Origin of the sequence: Terrabacter sp. GCM10028922 (assembly GCF_042666095.1) — a bacterium.
Classification (GTDB): Bacteria; Actinomycetota; Actinomycetes; order Actinomycetales; family Dermatophilaceae; genus Terrabacter.
The window spans coordinates 226,680-245,140 of sequence record NZ_JBHTFG010000001.1 but is presented as its reverse complement, the minus strand read 5'-3'; the positions used below and the strand labels follow the sequence as shown (position 1 = coordinate 245,140).

17 protein-coding genes are annotated in these 18,461 nt (G+C 70.3%); 10 read left to right on the top strand and 7 right to left on the bottom strand.

The annotated features are described in order from the left end of the window. Positions 1–64 precede the first annotated feature (64 nt). Entirely contained in the window at positions 65–1,066 is a 1,002-nt protein-coding gene (locus ACFQU3_RS01140; protein ID WP_385905228.1) for a helix-turn-helix transcriptional regulator, read from the bottom strand. A 205-nt stretch (positions 1,067–1,271) separates the two neighbouring features. Next, positions 1,272–1,553, bottom strand: a complete 282-nt coding sequence (locus tag ACFQU3_RS01135) for a hypothetical protein (protein WP_385905225.1) — start codon at positions 1,551–1,553, stop codon at positions 1,272–1,274. Positions 1,554–1,775: 222 nt separating this feature from the next. Here ACFQU3_RS01135 and ACFQU3_RS01130 point away from each other — a divergent pair, with 222 nt between their 5' ends. The 6 genes from ACFQU3_RS01130 (at position 1,776) to ACFQU3_RS01105 (ending at position 7,058) form a co-directional block, all read left to right on the top strand. Further along, entirely contained in the window at positions 1,776–2,348 is a 573-nt protein-coding gene (locus ACFQU3_RS01130; protein ID WP_385905222.1) for an RNA polymerase sigma factor, read from the top strand. A gap of 1 nt (position 2,349) precedes the next feature. Beyond that, the gene (locus ACFQU3_RS01125) at positions 2,350–3,219 is read left to right on the top strand and encodes a hypothetical protein (protein ID WP_385905219.1); all 870 of its coding nucleotides are present in this window, start codon (positions 2,350–2,352) and stop codon (positions 3,217–3,219) included. Between the two features lie 85 nt (positions 3,220–3,304). Then, a complete protein-coding gene (locus ACFQU3_RS01120) occupies positions 3,305–3,655 on the top strand; it encodes a VOC family protein (protein WP_385905216.1) in 351 nt (116 codons plus the stop codon). A 99-nt stretch (positions 3,656–3,754) separates the two neighbouring features. Further along, positions 3,755–4,936, top strand: coding sequence for a flavohemoglobin expression-modulating QEGLA motif protein (locus ACFQU3_RS01115; RefSeq protein ID WP_385905213.1), 1,182 nt, complete (start codon positions 3,755–3,757; stop codon positions 4,934–4,936). Beyond that, the gene (locus ACFQU3_RS01110) at positions 4,933–5,931 is read left to right on the top strand and encodes a glutathione synthase (protein ID WP_385905210.1); all 999 of its coding nucleotides are present in this window, start codon (positions 4,933–4,935) and stop codon (positions 5,929–5,931) included. The genes ACFQU3_RS01115 and ACFQU3_RS01110 overlap by 4 nt, the downstream gene beginning before the upstream one ends. A 242-nt stretch (positions 5,932–6,173) precedes the next feature. Further along, positions 6,174–7,058 (top strand): peptidoglycan DD-metalloendopeptidase family protein, encoded by an 885-nt coding sequence (locus ACFQU3_RS01105; protein WP_385905207.1) that lies wholly within the window; start codon positions 6,174–6,176, stop codon positions 7,056–7,058. 184 nt (positions 7,059–7,242) lie between these two features. On the opposite strand, the gene ACFQU3_RS01100 is transcribed toward ACFQU3_RS01105, so the two are convergent. From ACFQU3_RS01100 to ACFQU3_RS01090, 3 genes are all read right to left on the bottom strand, one after another. Continuing rightward, complete coding sequence (locus tag ACFQU3_RS01100; protein WP_385905205.1) at positions 7,243–8,259, bottom strand: alanine racemase; 1,017 nt, start codon at positions 8,257–8,259, stop codon at positions 7,243–7,245. A gap of 6 nt (positions 8,260–8,265) precedes the next feature. Further along, positions 8,266–9,384 carry a lipid II:glycine glycyltransferase FemX gene (locus tag ACFQU3_RS01095; protein ID WP_385905202.1) on the bottom strand — a complete coding sequence of 373 codons (1,119 nt, stop codon included), beginning with the start codon at positions 9,382–9,384 and terminating at the stop codon, positions 8,266–8,268. Between the two features lie 104 nt (positions 9,385–9,488). Beyond that, entirely contained in the window at positions 9,489–12,182 is a 2,694-nt protein-coding gene (locus ACFQU3_RS01090; RefSeq protein ID WP_385905199.1) for a glucosidase, read from the bottom strand. A 157-nt stretch (positions 12,183–12,339) separates the two neighbouring features. On the opposite strand from ACFQU3_RS01090, the gene ACFQU3_RS01085 reads away from it, so the two are divergent. The 4 genes from ACFQU3_RS01085 (at position 12,340) to ACFQU3_RS01070 (ending at position 17,098) form a co-directional block, all read left to right on the top strand. Next, the gene (locus tag ACFQU3_RS01085; protein WP_385905196.1) at positions 12,340–13,938 is read left to right on the top strand and encodes an ABC-F family ATP-binding cassette domain-containing protein; all 1,599 of its coding nucleotides are present in this window, start codon (positions 12,340–12,342) and stop codon (positions 13,936–13,938) included. A gap of 97 nt (positions 13,939–14,035) precedes the next feature. Then, positions 14,036–14,230, top strand: coding sequence for a hypothetical protein (locus ACFQU3_RS01080; protein WP_385905193.1), 195 nt, complete (start codon positions 14,036–14,038; stop codon positions 14,228–14,230). Positions 14,231–14,255: 25 nt separating this feature from the next. After that, a complete protein-coding gene (locus ACFQU3_RS01075) occupies positions 14,256–15,029 on the top strand; it encodes an enoyl-CoA hydratase/isomerase family protein (protein WP_385905190.1) in 774 nt (257 codons plus the stop codon). A 122-nt stretch (positions 15,030–15,151) separates the two neighbouring features. Beyond that, complete coding sequence (locus ACFQU3_RS01070; RefSeq protein WP_385905187.1) at positions 15,152–17,098, top strand: ABC transporter ATP-binding protein; 1,947 nt, start codon at positions 15,152–15,154, stop codon at positions 17,096–17,098. A gap of 44 nt (positions 17,099–17,142) precedes the next feature. Here ACFQU3_RS01070 and ACFQU3_RS01065 read toward each other — a convergent pair whose 3' ends face one another. Then, the gene (locus tag ACFQU3_RS01065) at positions 17,143–17,601 is read right to left on the bottom strand and encodes an SRPBCC family protein (protein WP_385905184.1); all 459 of its coding nucleotides are present in this window, start codon (positions 17,599–17,601) and stop codon (positions 17,143–17,145) included. 34 nt (positions 17,602–17,635) lie between these two features. Further along, on the bottom strand, positions 17,636–18,433 hold the full coding sequence (locus tag ACFQU3_RS01060; protein ID WP_385905181.1) for an SURF1 family protein: 798 nt from the start codon (positions 18,431–18,433) through the stop codon (positions 17,636–17,638). Between the last annotated feature and the right edge of the window lie 28 nt (positions 18,434–18,461).

The window sequence follows — 18,461 nt, the reverse complement described above, 5'->3', positions numbered from 1 at the left end:
AGTGGGATCAGCGTAGTGCGCGGGAGCGCGTGTCCGGCTGCTGCCCGGTGCGGCAGCGTCGGTGTCATACCCGTTCGAGCTGGCGTGACTCGCGGGGCGCCGAGGAGGCGGGCGACACGGCGCGGGCCGCGTCGAGCAGCTGCCGCCCCAGTTCCGCCACGGCATCACGCAGGGCGTCGGAGCCCAGGACCTCGAACGTCAGCGGCGAGGCCGCGAGCTGTCGGGCGTACCACTCCGGACTGTCGGTGGTGGCCCGCAGCCGTATGCCGCCCTCGACCTCTTCGAGGTGTCCGAGGCTGCGAGGCAGCCAGCGTTGCGCGTCCTCGAGTCCGGTGCGCAGGAGGACGTCGACGTCGTGCCGCCATCCCTGCGACAGGTGGTCCTCGAGGACGCGCAGGGCGTCGAGGTCGGCCGGGGGAGTGAACGTCGTCGACGAGGTGAAGACCGAGACGACGCGGTCGACGCGGAGAGCACGCAGGGCCTGGCTGCGGTGCGACCAGCACAGCAGGTACCAGCGGCTGTGCCGGAGCACGACGGCCCAGGGGTCGACCTCCATAGGACGCTCCGTCTCGGGGCCGCGCCGGTAGACGAGGTGGACGAGGCGCGATGCGGTGCAGGCCTCGACGAGCTGGGCGGTCACCGAGGGGTCGACGCGGCGGCCCTCCTGCGGCGGCGGCCCGGTGGTACGGCGGACCCTGCGCACGGGCTCGGCCACCGGTTGGGGCAGGACCCTCAGGATCTTCGTCAGCGCTGCCCCGACGAGCTCGGTCGGGTCGGCCGCGTCGCGGTGGCCTTCGAGCACGGCCATCACGAGCCCGAGTGCCTCGGCGGCGGTGAACATCAGGGGAGGCAGGCGCAGGCCGCGTCCGACGCGGTAGCCGCCCTGGGGTCCCGTCGTCGACTCGATCGGGAGCTCGGCCTCGCGCAGGATCGCGACGTAGCGTCGCGCGGCCCGCTCGGTCACGCCGAGGTGCTCACCGAGTCGCTGGGCCGTGATGCCGGGACTGTTCTGGATCACCTCGAGCGCGAGGAGCGCTCGCGCCGTGGGGCTCGTGTCGTGCCGCATGCCGTTGCCCGTCCCTCCCGGACGTGGATCGTCCGCAACGACCGTAGCGCGGCGCGGGTGCCGGCGGGCCCCGGGCTACTCGGGAGCGACCTCGCGCACGGCCTCGATCTCCACCGCGAAGCCCAGGGGCAGGGCCGCGGCGCCCACAGCGGGCGGTGCCGGGCTGGGCGTGATCCCGAGGATGCGTCCAGCCCGCACCGTGTGGTCAGCAGTTCGTCGCCGGGTTGTCGTCCAGGGATGCCAGAACCTGCCCGAGCTCGCCGGGCCCGGAGAGCCCGAAGAGCCTGGCGACGTTGCCGATGCCCAGCCGGGGCTCGTCGAAAGAGCTCGCGTGGGAACCGAGCCCACCCTCGGTGGTCGCTGCCTGGGACGAGACGACGCCCCAGCAGCTGCTCCCGCTCGAGGCCGACGCCTGCGCGGGGGACGTGAGGGCCATGGTGGCCGCCACAGCCAGGGCGCCTGCGATGCTGACGCTTCGAATGCGCATGTGAACCTCCTTGGTGATGGCGGTCGGAGTGGCCGCCATCTGGGTGTTCGAGGCCCGCACCAGATCGGATGCCTCAGCGGGCGCGCGTCCTCGACCACCGCTGCTGCGGGCCACCGTGTGGCTGTTTGGTCGTCGACGATGCGTGGGTCGCATCGCTGCCGCCAGCTGCAAGAAATGCGCAAGTCGGCCACACGCCCGACACCGCCGGTCCACACTGACCCAGTGATCGGCGCGGAGTTCGGAACCGTCCTCGCTGGCGCACAGAAGGGGGACGAGGCCGCGTTCGCACGGTTGTGGCGCGACCTCAACCCGTCGTTGCTGCGCTACCTGGGTCTCGGGGGAGACGCCGCTGAGGAGGTGGCCGCGGAGACGTGGCTCACCGTAGTCAGGGGACTGAGCACCTTCCGGGGTGACGAGTCTGCTTGGCGTGCCTGGGTCTTCACGACCGCGCGTCGGCGTGCCGTCGATGCTGCGCGACGCCGGGTCCGCGATGCGAGGGTCGGCAGTCGGGCGGTCGAGTGGGTGCTTCCAGCGGCACCCGACTGCGCCGACCTGGTCGTCGACGCCGACACGACGCAGGCCGCGATCCAGGTCGTGCGGCGGCTCCCTCCGCTGCAGGCCGAGGTCGTGCTCCTACGCGTGGTCGCGGGGCTGTCGGTCCACGAGGTCGCCGACGTGCTCGGTCGCACGCCGGGCGCCGTCCGCGTCGCGGCGCATCGCGGACTGCGCACGCTTGAGGTGCTGGTGGCCGAGACGGGTGTAACGCTGGGCGACGCCCAAGCGCTTCGTCAATGACATGAGCAGACTCTGGCCGAACGACAGGAACCGGTGGCGCACGCGTGACGCCAGCCGGCGTCCTTCGGGCACCCCGGGCGAGCCGGGCCGTGACCCGATGCTCAGCCCCGCGCTCGCCCAGGTGGTCAGGCAGCTGACCGCCGAGCCGACGGACCACGAGCTCACCGGTCTCCCAGCTGCGCTGGCGGCGTTCCGCGCCCATGTCGTGCCCAGTCCAACCCGACCCCGGAGGCGCACGATGTTCTCGATGCTTGCAGGCGCAAAGATCGGAGCCACCCTCGGCGGAGTTGCCGCCGGGCTCGGAGGTGTCGCCACCGTGGTGCTCATCTCGGCCAACGTGCCGAGCGGCACCGAACCACCGATGGCTCCGGCGCAGTCCCGCCCCGCTGCCGTCGGCACGTCGACGCCCGGCACGCCTCAGGGACCAGACGCGAACGGGCCGGCCAAGCACGGACTGTGCACGGCGTGGAAGGCGCGGCCCGGCGGGCCCGGCAGGTCGGAGCAGTCCGTCGCCTTCACGAACCTCGCCAAGGCGGCAGGCGGCGCGAGCAAGATCGCGGCCTTCTGCGCCGACGTGGCCGCGCCCGGAGCCAAGGGCGGGTCTGCAGGCCAGGGCAACGGGAAGCCGACCGACAAGCCGACCGACAAGCCGACCGACAAGCCGACCGACAAGGCCACCGACAAGCCCAGGTCGAAACCGACCGACAAGGCCACTGGGAAGCCGACTGACAAGCCCACCGTCAAGCCGACCGGGGAGCCCACCGTCAAGCCGTCGGTCGCTCCGAAGACCACGCCGTCCCTCCCTCCGACCGGAACGCCTACGCCCACCGCCACGGAGTCCACCGGGCCGAGCCCGTCAGCAACGGGCTGACGCGACCACGACCCGCCCTCCCGCCCACGCCGGTATGCCGTCCGTCACCCGTGCACGCAGCGCCGGGGGAGACGAGAATGGTCGGGTGCGGATCGAGTTCACCCTGGACTGCTGCGACCTGCAACGAACTGCACAGTTCTGGCAGGCCGCCCTGGCCCTGGACGTGGAAGGTGAGCTGGACGGGCGCTTCATCGCGCTGGGCCGTCAGGGTGTCACGCTCACGCTTCAGCAGGTCCCCGAAGGCAAGACGGTGAAGAACCGGATGCATCTCGACCTGCTCGTGGAGGACCTGCTCGAGGAGGTCCATCGCCTCGAGCAGCTCGGGGCGACACGTGTGACTCCGCTCGCCCGAGAGGAGTTCGGCCAGACGTGGTTCGTGCTCGCGGACCCCGACGGGAACGAGTTCTGTGTTGCGCGAGAACCGACGCAGACCTGACCGTGTTCAGCACGTCGCGCCCGCCGGCCGCACGATCGCGCCCGGTCCAGCGCCCCGAGAGTGGAAGGCTTCTCATGGGCGGATGGGTATGTCCGACAGGTGGTATCACCAACCGAACAGCTTGCGCCCGCGCTGAGTGTCGATGCCCGCCTGACCGAGATCGAGCGCAGGGTAGACCTGCTGCTCAACCTCACCCCGGTCAACGCGGCAGAGGCCTGGACAGACTTCGAACGCAGCGACTTCGGGACGGCCCCCACGCTGCGCCTACGACCGCTGGAGTTCGAGCCGGACCTGGTGCGACGTGAGCTCTACAGCCTCGAGATCGAGAACGTCACCGACCCTGCGCTGCACACACTCTTCCGCGCGAAGCGAGACGAGATAGCGCGACAGATCACGGCCTTGGAGGATCGTGACACGTCGCGGTTCGTGTTCGGGTCGCTGCAGCTCTACGGAGGGATCACCCCCTCCTTGGCGTGCGCTGCGGAGGACCTGCTCGAGGCCGTCCCAGCCCCGGCACCCAGCACCCAGAGCGTCACGGCCGGGGCATTCGCGGAGGCGGCTCGTGGGGAGTTCGACCGATACCGTGCCGTGTATCGAGACTTCCCGGCTCACATCGAGGTGCGCGACGACATCTCCGAGCTGATGGTGTCGTTCGGCCGGCTGCTCATCCCGGAATCTGCCGCCTTCAGGGCGGACCGCGTCGAGCCCTTGCTGCATCACGAGATCGGCACCCACGTCGTGACGTACCAGAACGGCGCCCGACAACCGCTGACGCTGCTGACGATCGGACTGCCCGGCTACGACGAGACCCAGGAGGGCCTTGCCGTGCTGGCCGAGTACCTGACCGGAGGGCTGGACCCGCGGCGTCTGCGCGTCCTCGCGGCAAGGGTCGTAGCCATTGGCAAGATGCTCGACGGCGCCGAGTTCCTGGAGATCTTCGAGTCGCTGCGTGGCGACTACGGGATGCCGACGAGGACCGCGTGGTCCATCGCCATCCGGGTCGTCGTCGGGGGCGGCTCCGTGAAGGACGCGATCTACCTGCGCGGCATCACGCGCCTGCTCGAAGCCCTCGCTGAAGGCAGCAGCCTGGAGGTCCTCTTCGTCGGCAAGCTCGCGTTGGACCACATTCCCTTGGTCCAGGACCTGCTCGAGCGGGAGGTCCTCGAAGCACCGTGGGTCCGCCCACGCTGGCTGGACGTGCCCGGTGCCCGGGAACGGCTGGACAGACTGCGCGCGGGCGTGTCGGTGACGGACCTGTACGAAGGAGCTGCGTCGACATGAGACTTGCCTTCTTCGTCAACGACGTGGCCACCGAGGTCGACGAGTACACGACGACGCGGCTGGCCAGAGCCGCGGCCCAGGGCGGGCACGAGGTTTGGTACGTCGGGGTCGGAGACGTCGAGCTCGGGGAGAGTGATGGGCAGCTCGTGGGTCGGGCTCGTGCCGCAGAGCTCGGCAGGGACGACACGCTCGAGGGCTTCATGGAGCGCATCAAGGCGCGCGACTCCCAACGGATCGTCATGGACGACCTCGATGCCCTGTTCCTGCGAAACGACTCGATCGAGGACCTGCAGCAGCGGCCGTGGGCAAGTCCGATGGGTGTGGTCTGCGGCCAGATGCTCAAGGCCAGAGGTGTCGTGGTGGTGAACGACCCCATGTCCCTCATACGCGCAACGAGCAAGCTCTACCTCGAGGAGTTCCCCGAGAAGATCCGGCCGAGGTCCCTCGTGACACGCGACCCGGATGCCATCGAGCGGTTCGTCGGCACGGTCGGCCACTGCGTCGTCAAGCCGCTGTACGGCGCCAAAGGTCGCAACGTCTTCATGATCGAGGGCAAGGGGGAGACGAACCTCGCGCAGATGACGGAGGCGGTGCTGCAGGACGGCTACGCGATCGTCCAGGAGTTCGTCGACGGCGGTGAGGACGGTGATGCCCGGATCTTCCTGCTCGAGGGACAGCCCCTCGAGCGCGACGGGAAGCTGGCCGCCTTCCGGCGCGTACCCACGGGCAACGACCCCCGGGCCAACATCAGCACGGGCGGGCGCTCGGTCCCCCTCGACATCGGTGACATGGAGCTCGGCGTCATCGAAGCGATGAGCGAGAAGCTCGTGGCAGATGGCATGTTCCTCGTCGGCATCGACGTGATCGGCGACAAGGTGGTGGAGATCAACGCCGAGAGCCCGGGCGGGATGCAGAGCGTCGAAAGGCTCTACGGCATCGACGTCTGCCCAACCGTCATCGAGGGCCTGGAGCGCCGCACCAGCTCGAGGTCCTGACCCACAGCGGTGCCCGCCCGGCATCGGTCGGCACGGTCGCGGGGCGCGCTGTCGAGAGCCCGGGTGCTCAGGCGGCCCGCGCGCCGGGCTCTAGCGTGCGTGATGGGCGAACAGCGCTCGTCGGGGGCTTTCCCCCGGTCGAGGAGGAGGGTCTCTGCCGCGAGGAAGCTCTCGCGCGAGGTCCCCGGATGGTCCGTCTGCAAGGTCAAGAGTTCATGCGTTGTGACAGAAGGGGATCCGTCATGTTCAGAAGAATCGCCACCAGTCTGGTCGCCGCAGTCGGCCTGGCCGCCGCAGTCGTCGCCGTCGCGCCGACTGCCAGCGCAACGGCTCGTAACGGTGTGTGCGAGTCGGGCGAGTTCTGCCTCTACTACAACAGCGACCATCTCGGCTCACGCGTCGACCTGGTCAATTCGCAGCGCGACTACGGCAGCGGGGCCGGCTGCATCACGTTCGTCAGCAGCGGCGCAGGCCAGGGCCAGTGCGTCAAGAACAACACGGCCTCGGTGTGGAACCGCACGAGCAAGCCGGTCTTCGTCTTCTTCAACAGTGACTTCGGCGGGGTGTACGACCAGATCCCCTCCGGCGCAAAGGTCAACCTCAACGCCAACGTCAAGAACGAGAACGCCTCCCAGATCATCGGGGACGCCTCCCTCCGTTTCCCGCTGAGCACCACCCAGGCCCACGTCAAGAGCCGCTCGCCCCTCACGTGGTGCTGGGACAGCAAGGTCAACTGTCACCACGACTACAACGCCGCGGACATCTTCGCCAACACCGGGACCCCGGTGATCTCGCCCGTCGCCGGCACCGTGAAGACCGTCAACGTGCGCTCGAGCGGTGTCGGGAGCACCGTGACCGTCAAGGACTCCTTCGGCCGCCTGTGGTACTTCGCCCACATGCACCACAGCCCGGCACCCGTCGTCGTGGTGGGGCAGTCGGTGAGCAAGGGCCAGCGGATCGGCACCGTCGGTACGTCCGCGCACGCCCTCGGCACGCAGCCGCACCTGCACATCGACATGCGCGTCGGCGTCGACGACCGCGTCTCGTGCAGCGGTGCCGCATGCGCGAGCTTCGGCTTCGTCAACAACCAGCCTCTCCTTCGGACGGCGTTCCTGGCGATCCCGTGAGCTGACCTGCTCGAGGGCGCCGCATCCTCAGACGAGCGGCAGGTGCCGGCAGACGTGCCGGCACCTGCCGCTCGCGCTCGGCGGGCATCCACCGAGTGCCGACACGGTGCGATGGAAGGCACAGCGCGGCGCATGCGCACGGAGCGACGCACCCTGAGGCAGTGGAGATCTCGGCGGCCCCGTCTCAGGAGAGGACGACGGCGTCCGGGGTCGTCGTCGTGAGGCGCATGCGCACCGTGACCTCGTCGCCGATCCGCGGGGGAGCGATGCCGGAAGCCAGAGCCAGGATGCTGCACTGCATGTGTGGCGGCTCCGCGAACCGGGGCATGACGCCCGACACGGTGAACGGCGATCGCACCCGGTGCGCCGCCTCCAGCACGCCCTCCGCCACCGCGATCGCGCGCAGGCGCGCCGTCGCCGCGGACGAGGGGCTCTCCATCGCGACCCCGTGCGACGTGCCACCGCTGACCACCACGATGTGCCCGGCCCCGACGGCGCGTTGGCGGTAGCCGACCCGGACACCCCGCGAGACGGGACGAACGTCGAGCACGTGCGCCCGTACCTCGTAGGACCCCTTGTCGGCGTACCAGAGGTCGGTGCCGATGCGCGGCCGGAACTCGTGTTCGGGGTAGCGCGCGGCGAGGGTCTCCAGCTCCGCAGCCGACACGTGCGACACGAACCACGTCCGCACCCCGGGCACCGCCGCGATGAACGTCGAGATCTCCTCGACGTGGCCCGTCCCCAGGGGCAGGTGCAGGGTCACGCCAACCGCGTCCGCGGCCCCCGCGAGCGCGGCCACGTCGATGGCAGGCGTGCCGTACCGGTTCATCGACGTCAGCCCCTCGACGACCACCGTCGCCGAGGCGTTGAGCGACCGCAGGGCCGCCAGATCGGCCGTGGTCGTCACCGTGTGGACGACCCGCTGGTTCGCGAGGTCCGGCAGGTCGGCGTGGATCACCGACCGGAACGGCTCCATGACGAGCACCTCGCCGCCGAACGCAGCAAGCGCCGAAGGCACCTCCGCGTACGTCCCGACGGCGATCATGGGCACCGACAGCCGGGCCGCCTCGGCGCACAGCAGGTCACGGCCGAAGCCGTAGCCGTTGCCCTTGACGACAGGCACGATGCCCGGGTGCTCGGCGACGAACCGGTCGTGGCCCGCGCGCCACTGCTCGCCGTCCACGTGGAGGACGAAGGACACGTGATCTCACCGCCGCTTCATGTAGAGGTCGAAAGCCTTGTACAGCAAGCGATTCAGGGGAAGATCCCATTCGCCCGCCAGCCGCACCGCCTCGCCGCCGGTCCCCACCTTGAAGCGGATGAGCCCGATGTGGGGGTTCTCGGTGTCGACGGTGTTGGTGATGCCGCGCAGGTCGTACACCGTGGCGCCCGCCGCGAGCGAGTCGCGCATCATCCGCCACTGGATCGCGGTCGACCCCTGCAGCTCCCGCTTCGCCGCCGTCGATGCGCCGTAGGAGTACCACGCGTGCTCGCCGACCCGGATCCAGATGGTCGCGGCGAGGACGTCGTCCTCGTGCACGGCGAGGTAGAGGCGGATCCGCTCGGGATCCTCGCCCGACAGGGCTGCATACATCTGTTGGAAGTACTCGAGCCCCCGTGGCGTGAACCGGTCGCGCGCCGCCGTCTCGACATAGACGCGGTGGAACGCCGGCAGGTCGGCCGCGTCGCCGGTGCGGACCTCGACGCCGTTCTTCGTGGTCTTCTTGATGTTGCGGCGCCACAGCTGGTTCATGCCGGCCAGCACGTCGGCCTCGGAGCGCCCCGCGAGCGGCACCTGGAAGACGTACTCCGGCTGTCCCGCGGCGAACCCGTCGTCGGGGCTGAGGTGCCGGAACCCGAGACGCCGCAGCTGGGCGACGACGGCCTGGCCGACCGGTTCCACCACGTCGGGCGTCGCCTCGTCGTACCGCCGCACCGTCGGGTCGCCGATCGCCTCCTTGATCGTGGCCGCGCCCCAGCGGTGCGTCGCGACGGGTGGGCCGAGACGCAGGGCGAAGGCACCCTTGGCCTTGAGGTGGTCGCGCAGGGCGCGAAGCAGCTCGACGAGGCGGGGCGAGGACCAGTCGATGCACGGGCCCTCGGGCACGTACGCGAGGGACCGGCGAACGCGCGGCAGCGACCGGTGCAGCACGAGCGCGGCGCCGACCATCCGCTCGCCCTCGAACCAGCCCACCGACTCGGCGCGCCACTCCTTCTTCACGTCGGCCCAGGCCGGCGTCTGCAGGAAGCTCGCCGACGGCTGGGTCCGCAGCCACGCGAGGTGCTCGGCTGCGGTGATGTCACGAACGGAGATGGGCGCGTTCACGGTCGCTCACGCTACCCGAGCGCGAGCCGGCCCCCGGCACGCCGCGCCCCTGCCGGACAGGGCGCCACCGGGCATACGCGACACCACGGCGAATGCCGGGTCGCTCAGGCCCAGCCCATGCTGCGGGGGTCGGGAGGCAGCCGCGGGTTGAGCAGATGCGCGACGAGGGCGGTCCACCCGGTCTGGTGCGTGGCGCCGAGCCCCTCGCCGGTGTCGCCGTCGAAGTACTCGGAGAACGTCGGGTGCTGCGACCACAGCGGGTCGGCGGAGGACTCGATGCGCTTGCCGTCGGACGGCCGCCGCCCCTCGACGGGCCGGAAGAGCGCCGTCAGCCCTCCGTCGATGACATCGGCCGCCTGGTCGAGCGTGCACCAGTTGCCGGAGCCGGTCGGGACCTCGATGGTGAAGTCGTCGCCGAAGTAGCGGCCGTAGGTGCGCAGCTTGTCGGCGAGCAGCACGTTGACGGGGAACCACACGGGACCACGCCAGTTCGAGTTGCCGCCGAACATGCCGGTGCGCGACTCGCCGGGTTCGTACTCGATCGACACGGTCTCGTGACCGACTCGGGCCGTGATGCCCTGGCGCTGGGCCGCCGACAGCGATCGGATGCCGTACGGCGACAGGAACTCCTCGCTGTCGAACATCCGCTCGAGGATGCGCCGCAGCCGCTTCGGCGGCACGAGGGTCAGCAGCATCTTGCCGTCCGGGCGCGCGAGCAGCGGCTTGACGAGCTCGGGCCGGCGCTCCTGGAGCCAACGGAAGCGTCGCGTCACGTCGGGGCACTCGTCGACGACCCACGACGGGATCTCCGTCGCGCCGAGGAGCGGCAGCAGGCCGACCATCGAGCGCACCCGCATGTGCGGCGCACGGCCGTCGGGCTGCACGAGCACGTCGTAGTAGAAGCCGTCCTCCTCGTGCCAGAGGCTCTTGTCGCTCGAGCCGAAGTGCCGCATCGCCTGCGCGATCGACAGGAAGTGCTCGAGGAACTTCGTCGCGACGTCGTCCCACGCCTTGTCGGTGCGTGCGAGCTCGAGGGCGATCTTGAGCATCTGCTGGCAGTAGAACGCCATCCAGCTCGTCGCGTCGCTCTGCTCGAGCCGGAATCCGGGTGGCAGGGGAGCGGACCGGTTGAACAGGCCGATGTTGTCCATGCCGAGGAAGCCGCCCTCGAAGAGGTTCGAGCCGTTGGCGTCCTTGCGGTTGACCCACCACGCGAAGTTGAGCAGCAGCTTCGTGAAGACCCGCACGAGGAACTCGCGGTCGCGGTAGCCGTCGATCCGGTAGACGTGCCAGGCCGCCCACGCATGCACGGGCGGGTTGACGTCGCCGAACTCCCACTCGTACGCGGGCAGCTGGCCGTTCGGGGCCATGGCCCACTCGCGGCACATCAGGAGCAGCTGCTCCTTGGCGAACTCCGGGTCGACGTGCGCCAGCGGCAGGCAGTGGAAGGCGAGGTCCCAGGCCGCGAACCACGGGTACTCCCACTCGTCGGGCATCGAGATGACGTCGGCGAGGGCGAGGTGCTTCCAGTGCTCGTTGCGGCCTCTCTTGCGTGACTCCGGCGTCGCGGGGCCCACGGGGTCGCCCTCTAGCCACTGGCGCACGTCGTAGCGGTAGAGCTGCTTGCCCCACAGGAGCCCGGCGTACGCCCGGCGCGCGACGTGCCGGTCCGTCTCGGCAATCGAGGCGTCGATGACGTGGCCGTAGAACTCGTCCGCCTCCGTGGCGCGCGTCGCGAGGAGCTCCTCGAACGCGTCCCCGAACCACGTCAGGTGCGGGTCACCGGTGGCGAGCCGAAGGTCGACGGTGACGGTCTCGCCGGGCTCGACGGCGTCCCAGCGGTACCAGAACGAGCACTTGCTGCCGTATCCGCCCGGGTTGACGGCCTTCGTGCGGCCCTGCACGACACGCTCGTTGATGGAGTCCTTCGGGTAGAGCGACTTGTTGGCGAGGGCCTGCTCCCCGAAGAGGTGCTTCGCGTTGGTCTCGTTGTCGCAGAAGAGCGCCGTCGGCGTGCCGGACGCGGCGAGCACGTAGCGCCCGAGGAAGCCGTGCGTCACCTCGGCGGCCCGGAAGCCACGCGGCGGCCGGCCGTTGCGACGGATCTCCCGCAGCTCCGTGACCCGTGGGTCGACGCCCCACGACCACGTGTTGCGCAGCCAGATCGTCGGCAGGACGTGGAGCGGCGCGGCCTCGGGCCCGTGGTTCGTCGCGGTGATCCGGATGCACATGTCGTCGGGGCCGGCCTTGGCGTAGGTCACCAGGACGTCGAAGAACTCGTTGCGGTCGAGGATGCCGGTGTCGGCGAGCTCGAACTCCCGCTCGTCACGGGTGCGCTCCCGGTTCTCGCGGCGCAGCTGCTCGTAGGGGAACTCCGACTGCGGGTAGCGGTACAGCCACTGCATCCACGAGTGGGTCGGCGTGCCGTCGAGGGTCCACCAGTACTCCTTGGCGTCCTCTCCGTGGTTGCCCTCCTCGTTCGTCAGGCCGAAGAGGCGCTCCTTGAGGATCGGGTCCCTGCCGTTCCACAGCGCGACGGCGAAGTTGAGGAAGCCGAACCGGTCGCTGATGCCGCCGAGGCCGTCCTCGCCCCAGCGGTACGCGCGCGAGACCGCCTGGTCGAACGGGAACTCCGACCAGGCGTTGCCCTGCGCGGAGTAGTCCTCGCGCACCGTGCCCCACTGCCGGCCCGACAGGTAGGGGCCCCAGAGGCGCCACGGTGCGTCGTGGCCGGATGACTCGGCGAGCCGAGCGTGCTCCGCGCTCAGCGGCTCACCCGGTTGGAGGGGGCTGTTCATGGGGCCCATGCTGGGGCATGGATGTGTCCGCGTCGTTACGCATCTTGCCCCTCGGCCGTCGTCGCTGGTCAACCCGTCGAGAGCACTCCTTCGCGGCTTCTAGACTGGTGGGGTTGTCCGGCCGCTGACGTACTGCGGCACCGAAGGAGGAAATGCCGTGATCGTCGCCACCGGGATCGAGCTGCGCGCAGGAGCGCGACTGCTGGTCGAGGACGCAAGCTTCCGCATCGACTCGGGAGACCGCATCGGCCTCGTCGGCCGCAACGGCGCCGGCAAGACGACCCTGACGAAGGTGCTCGCCGGCGAGGGCATCCCCGCGGCGGGCACGGTCACGCGTACGGGCGCCGTCGGCTACCTGCCCCAGGACCCCCGCACCGACGACCTCGAGATCCTCGCCCGGGATCGCATCCTCTCGGCCCGCGGTCTCGACACGATCGTCCGCGAGCGCTCCGAGGCCGAGGCCCGCATGGGCAGCGACGACGAGAAGGTGCGCGACAAGGCCATGCGCAAGTACGCGCGGCTCGAGGTCGAGTTCGAGGCGCAGGGCGGGTATGCCGCCGAGTCCGAGGCCGCGTCGATCGCGAGCGCCCTCGGGCTGGACGAGCGCATCCTGTCGCAGCCGCTGGGCACGCTGTCCGGCGGTCAGCGCCGCCGGGTCGAGCTGTCGCGGATCCTCTTCTCCGGGAACGAGACCCTGCTGCTCGACGAGCCGACCAACCACCTCGACGCCGACTCGATCGTCTGGCTGCGGGAGTACCTCCGCTCCTACAAGGGCGGGCTCATCGTCATCAGCCACGACGCCGAGATGCTCGACGCCGTCGTCAACAAGGTCTACCACCTCGACGCGAACCGGTCGGCGCTCGACGTCTACAACGTCAACTGGAAGACGTACCTCCAGTCTCGCGAGACGGACGAGCGTCGGCGCCGCCGGGAGCTGCAGAACGCGCAGAAGAAGGCGAGTGCCCTGCTCGCCCAGGCCGACAAGATGCGCGCGAAGGCGACCAAGGCCACCGCGGCCCAGAACATGGCCAAGCGCGCCGAGAGGCTCCTTGCCGGTGTCGAGGGTGAGCGGGTCCAGGACAAGGTCGCCAAGCTCCGGTTCCCGAAGCCCGCCGCGTGCGGCAAGACGCCACTGCGCGCCTCGGGGCTGTCCCGGTCGTACGGCTCGCTCGAGGTCTTCACCGACGTCGACCTCGCGATCGACCGCGGGAGCAAGGTCGTGGTCCTCGGGCTCAACGGTGCAGGCAAGACGACGCTGCTGCGGATGCTCGCTGGCGTCGACGCCCCCGACACGGGTGAGGTCGAGCCTGGCCATGGCCTGCGGCTCGGGTACTACGCCCAGGAGCACGAGAACCTCGACGTCGACCGTACGGTGCTCGAGAACATGAAGTCGGCTGCGCCCGACCTCGGCGAGACCGACGTGCGCAAGGTGCTCGGCTCGTTCCTCTTCTCCGGCGACGACGTGCTGAAGCCCGCCGGTGTCCTCTCCGGTGGCGAGAAGACCCGTCTGTCGTTGGCGATGCTCGTCGTGTCCTCGGCCAACGTGCTCCTGCTCGACGAGCCGACGAACAACCTCGACCCCGCCTCACGCGCCGAGATCCTCGGGGCGCTCGCGACGTACGAGGGTGCGGTGGTGCTCGTCACGCACGACGAGGGGGCCGTCGACGCCCTCGAGCCCGAGCGCATCCTGCTGCTGCCCGACGGTGTGGAGGACCTCTGGGGCCCGGACTACAAGGACCTGATCACGCTGGCGTGACGACTCCGCTGATGGCAACGGTCGCATAAGCCCACGTTTTGGGTCACATGATGGAAAGTTATTGAATCAGGCGGGGTGTTTCGGCACACTGTGTGTCATGCCGACCGACCACCACCTGCGTTGCCCGTTCTGCTCGGGCGACGACGTGACGCCGTTCCCGGACCCGACCTCCGCGTGGTCGTGCCTGGACTGTGCACGCGTGTTCCGGGTGGAGCTCGTGCAGCCGGCCTCGGTCAGCGGCTGGGGGATCCTGGGGGTCGTCCTCCCGGCGCGCACGGCCGCTGCGGCCTGAGGTGACCGGTCGGTAACCTGCGTCCATGACGCATCCCCACCTGAGAGTCGAGACCGACGGACCTGTCCGCACCATCACGCTCGACCACCCGGAGAAGCGCAACGCGCAGACTCCGTCGCTGTGGGCGGCACTCGCCGACGAGGCGCGCTCTGTGCCCGAGGACGTACGCGTCGTCGTCCTCCGCGGGGCGGGTGACGCCTTCTCGGCCGGCATCGACACCGCGATGTTCACGCCCGACGGCGTGCCGGGGGAGGAGAGCATGGCGCAGCTCGCCGGAGGTGGCCCGGAGGCGATCCAGCGTGCCATCGCGTCCTACCAGGAGGGTTTCACCAGCTGGGGCGGGTGTCCCGCGGTCGTCGTCGCCGAGGTGCACGGGTATGCCATCGGAGCGGGCTTCCAGCTCGCGCTCGCCGCAGACCTGCGCCTCGCCGCGCTGGACGCGTGGTTCGCGATGCGCGAGACCGGCCTGGGGCTCGTGCCCGACCTCGGCGGCACCGGCCCGCTCGTCCACCTCGTCGGCTACGCCCGGGCGCTCGAGATCTGCGCCACCGGCCGCAAGGTGTCCGCGCCAGAGGCGCTCAGCATCGGCCTGGTCGGGTCGCTCGCGCCGGCTGCCGACCTCCGGGAGGCGACGGGCTCGCTCGTCGAGGCGCTGCTCGCTGCGCCCGCTCCAGCGTTGCGCGCGCTCAAGCCGCTCCTGCGAGGCGCCCTCGAGGGTGACCGTGAGGCCCAGCTCCGGCGTGAGCGCGAGGCCCAGACGGGCCTGCTTCAGGCGATGCTGGGCGGGTTCGGCGCCTGAGGTGCCACCCGGCATACGGAGCCGGGCAACCGTGCCCGACGAGGCGCCGGGAATCGCTGTCACCACCGCGCGGTTGGATGGAGGGAGGACAGGAGGTCTGGACTGTGGGTATGCAACCGTGGATGGCAATGCGGTCGATGTCGCGCGACTCCTCCGTGGCCGACCAGAGCCTCCGACCGGGCACGCGCCGTCGGGTCCTGATGTACGCCGCGCCGTACAAGAAGGCGATCGTCGTCTTCCTCGCCGTCGTCGTCCTCGACTCGGTGCTCGTGGTCACCGTGCCGCTGCTGCTCAAGAGCCTCGTGGACGACGGAGTCATCCCCAAGGACTCGTCGGTCGTCGTGCGGCTCGCCCTGCTCGTGGCCGTGATCGCACTGCTCGACGCGCTCCTCACGGTCGTGTCGCGGTGGTACTCCTCGCGCATCGGCGAGGGCCTCATCAACGACCTGCGCACCCAGGTGTTCGCGCACGTCCTGCGCCAGCCGATCGCCTTCTTCACTCGCGCCCAGACGGGGTCGCTCGTGTCGCGGCTCAACAGCGATGTCGTCGGCGCGCAGCAGGCCTTCACGTCGGTGCTGTCCAACGTCGTGTCCAACATCGTCTCCGTCGTGCTCGTCGTCGGCGCCATGCTCGCCCTGTCCTGGCAGCTGACCCTCGGCTCGCTGCTGCTCGTGCCGCTCTTCCTCGTCCCGGCCAAGCTCATGGGCCGTCGGCTGGCCGAGCTGGCGCACCGGCAGATGACGCTCAACGCCGACATGGGCACCCGCATGACCGAGCGTTTCAACGTCGCGGGTGCCCTGCTCGTCAAGCTCTTCGGCACCCCTGCGCGCGAGGAGGCCGAGTACGCCGAGCGTGCCGGCCGCGTCCGCGACATCGGCGTCCAGATCGCCCTCAACCGCACGGTGTTCATGACCGCCCTGACCGTCGTCGCCGCCCTCGCCACCGCCATGGTCTACGGCTTCGGTGGCGTCATGGCCGTCAGCGGCAGTCTCTCCGTCGGCACGCTCCTCGCGCTGGCCGCCCTGCTCGCCCGGCTCTACGGCCCGCTCACCTCGCTGTCCAACGTGCGCGTCGACATCATGACCGCCCTCATCTCCTTCGAGCGGGTCTTCGAGGTGCTCGACCTCGAGCCCCTGGTCAAGGAGCGTCCGGGCGCCGTCGCCCTCCCGCGCGGACCGCTCGGCGTCGAGCTCGACCATGTCTCGTTCCGCTACCCCTCCGCCGACGAGGTGTCGCTCGCATCGCTCGAGTCCGTCGCCTCAGGCGACCGCCGCGGGAGCGGAGTCGTGCTCCACGACATCTCGGTCAGCGTTCCCGCCGGCCACCTGGTGGCGCTCGTCGGCCCCTCGGGCGCCGGCAAGACGACGCTGACCGCCCTCGTGTCACGGCTCTACGACCCGAGCGAGGGAGCCGTGCGCATCGGCGGCGTCGACCTGCGCGACGCGACGATGACGACGCTGCGGGCCCGAGTCGGCGTCGTCACCCAGGAGGCACACCTCTTCCACGACACGATCCGCGCCAACCTGCTCTACGCCCGTCCCGACGCCACCGACGACCAGATCGACGCGGCCCTGCGCGCGGCCCAGATCAGCGACCTCGTCGACGAGCTGCCCGAGGGCCTCGACACCGTCGTCGGCGACCGTGGGCACCGGCTGAGCGGCGGCGAGAAGCAGCGCATCGCCATCGCGCGACTGCTGCTGAAGGCTCCCGACGTCGTCGTGCTCGACGAGGCCACCGCCCACCTCGACTCGGAGTCCGAGGTCGCGGTCCAGCGGGCGCTCGACGCCGCGCTCGAGGGGCGCACGTCCATCGTCATCGCGCACCGCCTGTCGACGATCCGCCAGGCCGACCTCATCGTGGTGCTCGACCATGGTCGCGTCGTCGAGACAGGCCGCCACGCCGAGCTGCTCGCTGCCGGCGGGCTCTACGCGGACCTCCACGCGACCCAGTTCGACGAGCAGGCGATCGAGCGAGGTGCCAACGGGGCTCTCGCCGATCCACGCCACGCCACGGAGCGCCGCGACGATGTCGACCCGGGCGTCACCGCGACCGCGCTCGACCACGTCTGAGCGCGTGGGTCGGATCGCGCCGGTCGCAACCGGTGGGGTGAAGCTCAGCGGTCCGACTCGAGCTCGGCCTTGAGCCAGGCGTTCCGCTGCCGGATGAGCTGCCGAAGGTAGCGGTCGAGGACAAGTCGTTCGGCGAGGGTCCCGAGCGGTCCGAGGGGCGCCCGGTAGCGCACGGTGTCGACCAGGAGCGTGCCGCCGTCAGGTGTGGCCGTGAACGTGTGCTCGTGCCACCAGCGGCCGAAGGGACCCCGGACCTGTTCGTCGACGAACCGTCGGGGCCGGTCATGCTCGGCGATGACCGACGTCATCCGAAACGGGATCCCGAAGTGCCGGGCCTGCCACGTCACCGTGTCGCCGAGCTGCATGGTGCCGGTCGTGACCCCGGCGATCGGACGCTCGGACGACGTGAGCATGGACGCGGCGTGCGCGTCGACGGACAGGGACAGCTCGAAGGACGCGTCGGGCGCCGCCGCGACGAGCGTCTCGATCCTGAACGTCGGCACGGGCCGAGCCTAGGGGCCTAGGGCTCGTCTGCGCTCAGACGTCCTCCTCGTCCCAGATACGTACCTTCTTGGCTCTCGCGGGGGCTGCCGCGCCGTTTGCCGGTGCGGTCAGGGCCTGCAGCTCGCGCCGCATCGCGATGATCACGAAGATGAGGCCACCCGGCAGGAAGAGCCACCACTGGTACGCGTACGCCTGGTGTGGTCCGAGATCCTCCTCGGGCCGGGGGAGCGTGCGGAGCGGGTGCGCGCCCGCAGTGACGGGGGGCTGCTGTGCCCCAAGCACGACGTACGCGTCCACCTCGCTGAGCCCGGGCACCTGGGCCCGCGCATCGTCGACGTTGGTGCTCGCCAGCTGCGGCCGGGGCAGGTCCCGTCCGAGGCTCACCTCGCCCGTGCGGAGCCAGCCGGTCAGCCGGACCTGTCCCTGGGGCGGCGGGTCGACGGCCGGCACGGTCTCGGCGTCGTCGGCGTTGGGCACCCAGCCGCGGTCGACCAGCAGCGTCAGGTCGTCCGTCTGGAACGGCGACAGAACCTCGAAGCCGACCGTCTGGTCGAGCGTGCGGTTGCGCACGAGCAGGTCGGGGCCGACCGCATACGTGCCGGTGAGGGTGACCCGGGTCCACTGCTGCTCAGCAGCCAGGGGAGCGTCGACGAGTCGTGGGCTGAGGGGCACGGGTGCTGCGTCGTAGTTGCGTGCGATGGCCTCGACCTTCGTGCGCTGTTCGACGTGGCGGTGCCACTGCCACAGGCCGAGGTAGAAGCAGGCCACCGCGAAGAGGACCGCGACCAGGGTCCCGAGCAGCCAGCGCCGCGTCAGCCAGAGTCGAAGCACGGATCGACGGTACCCGGCTTAGAGTGGA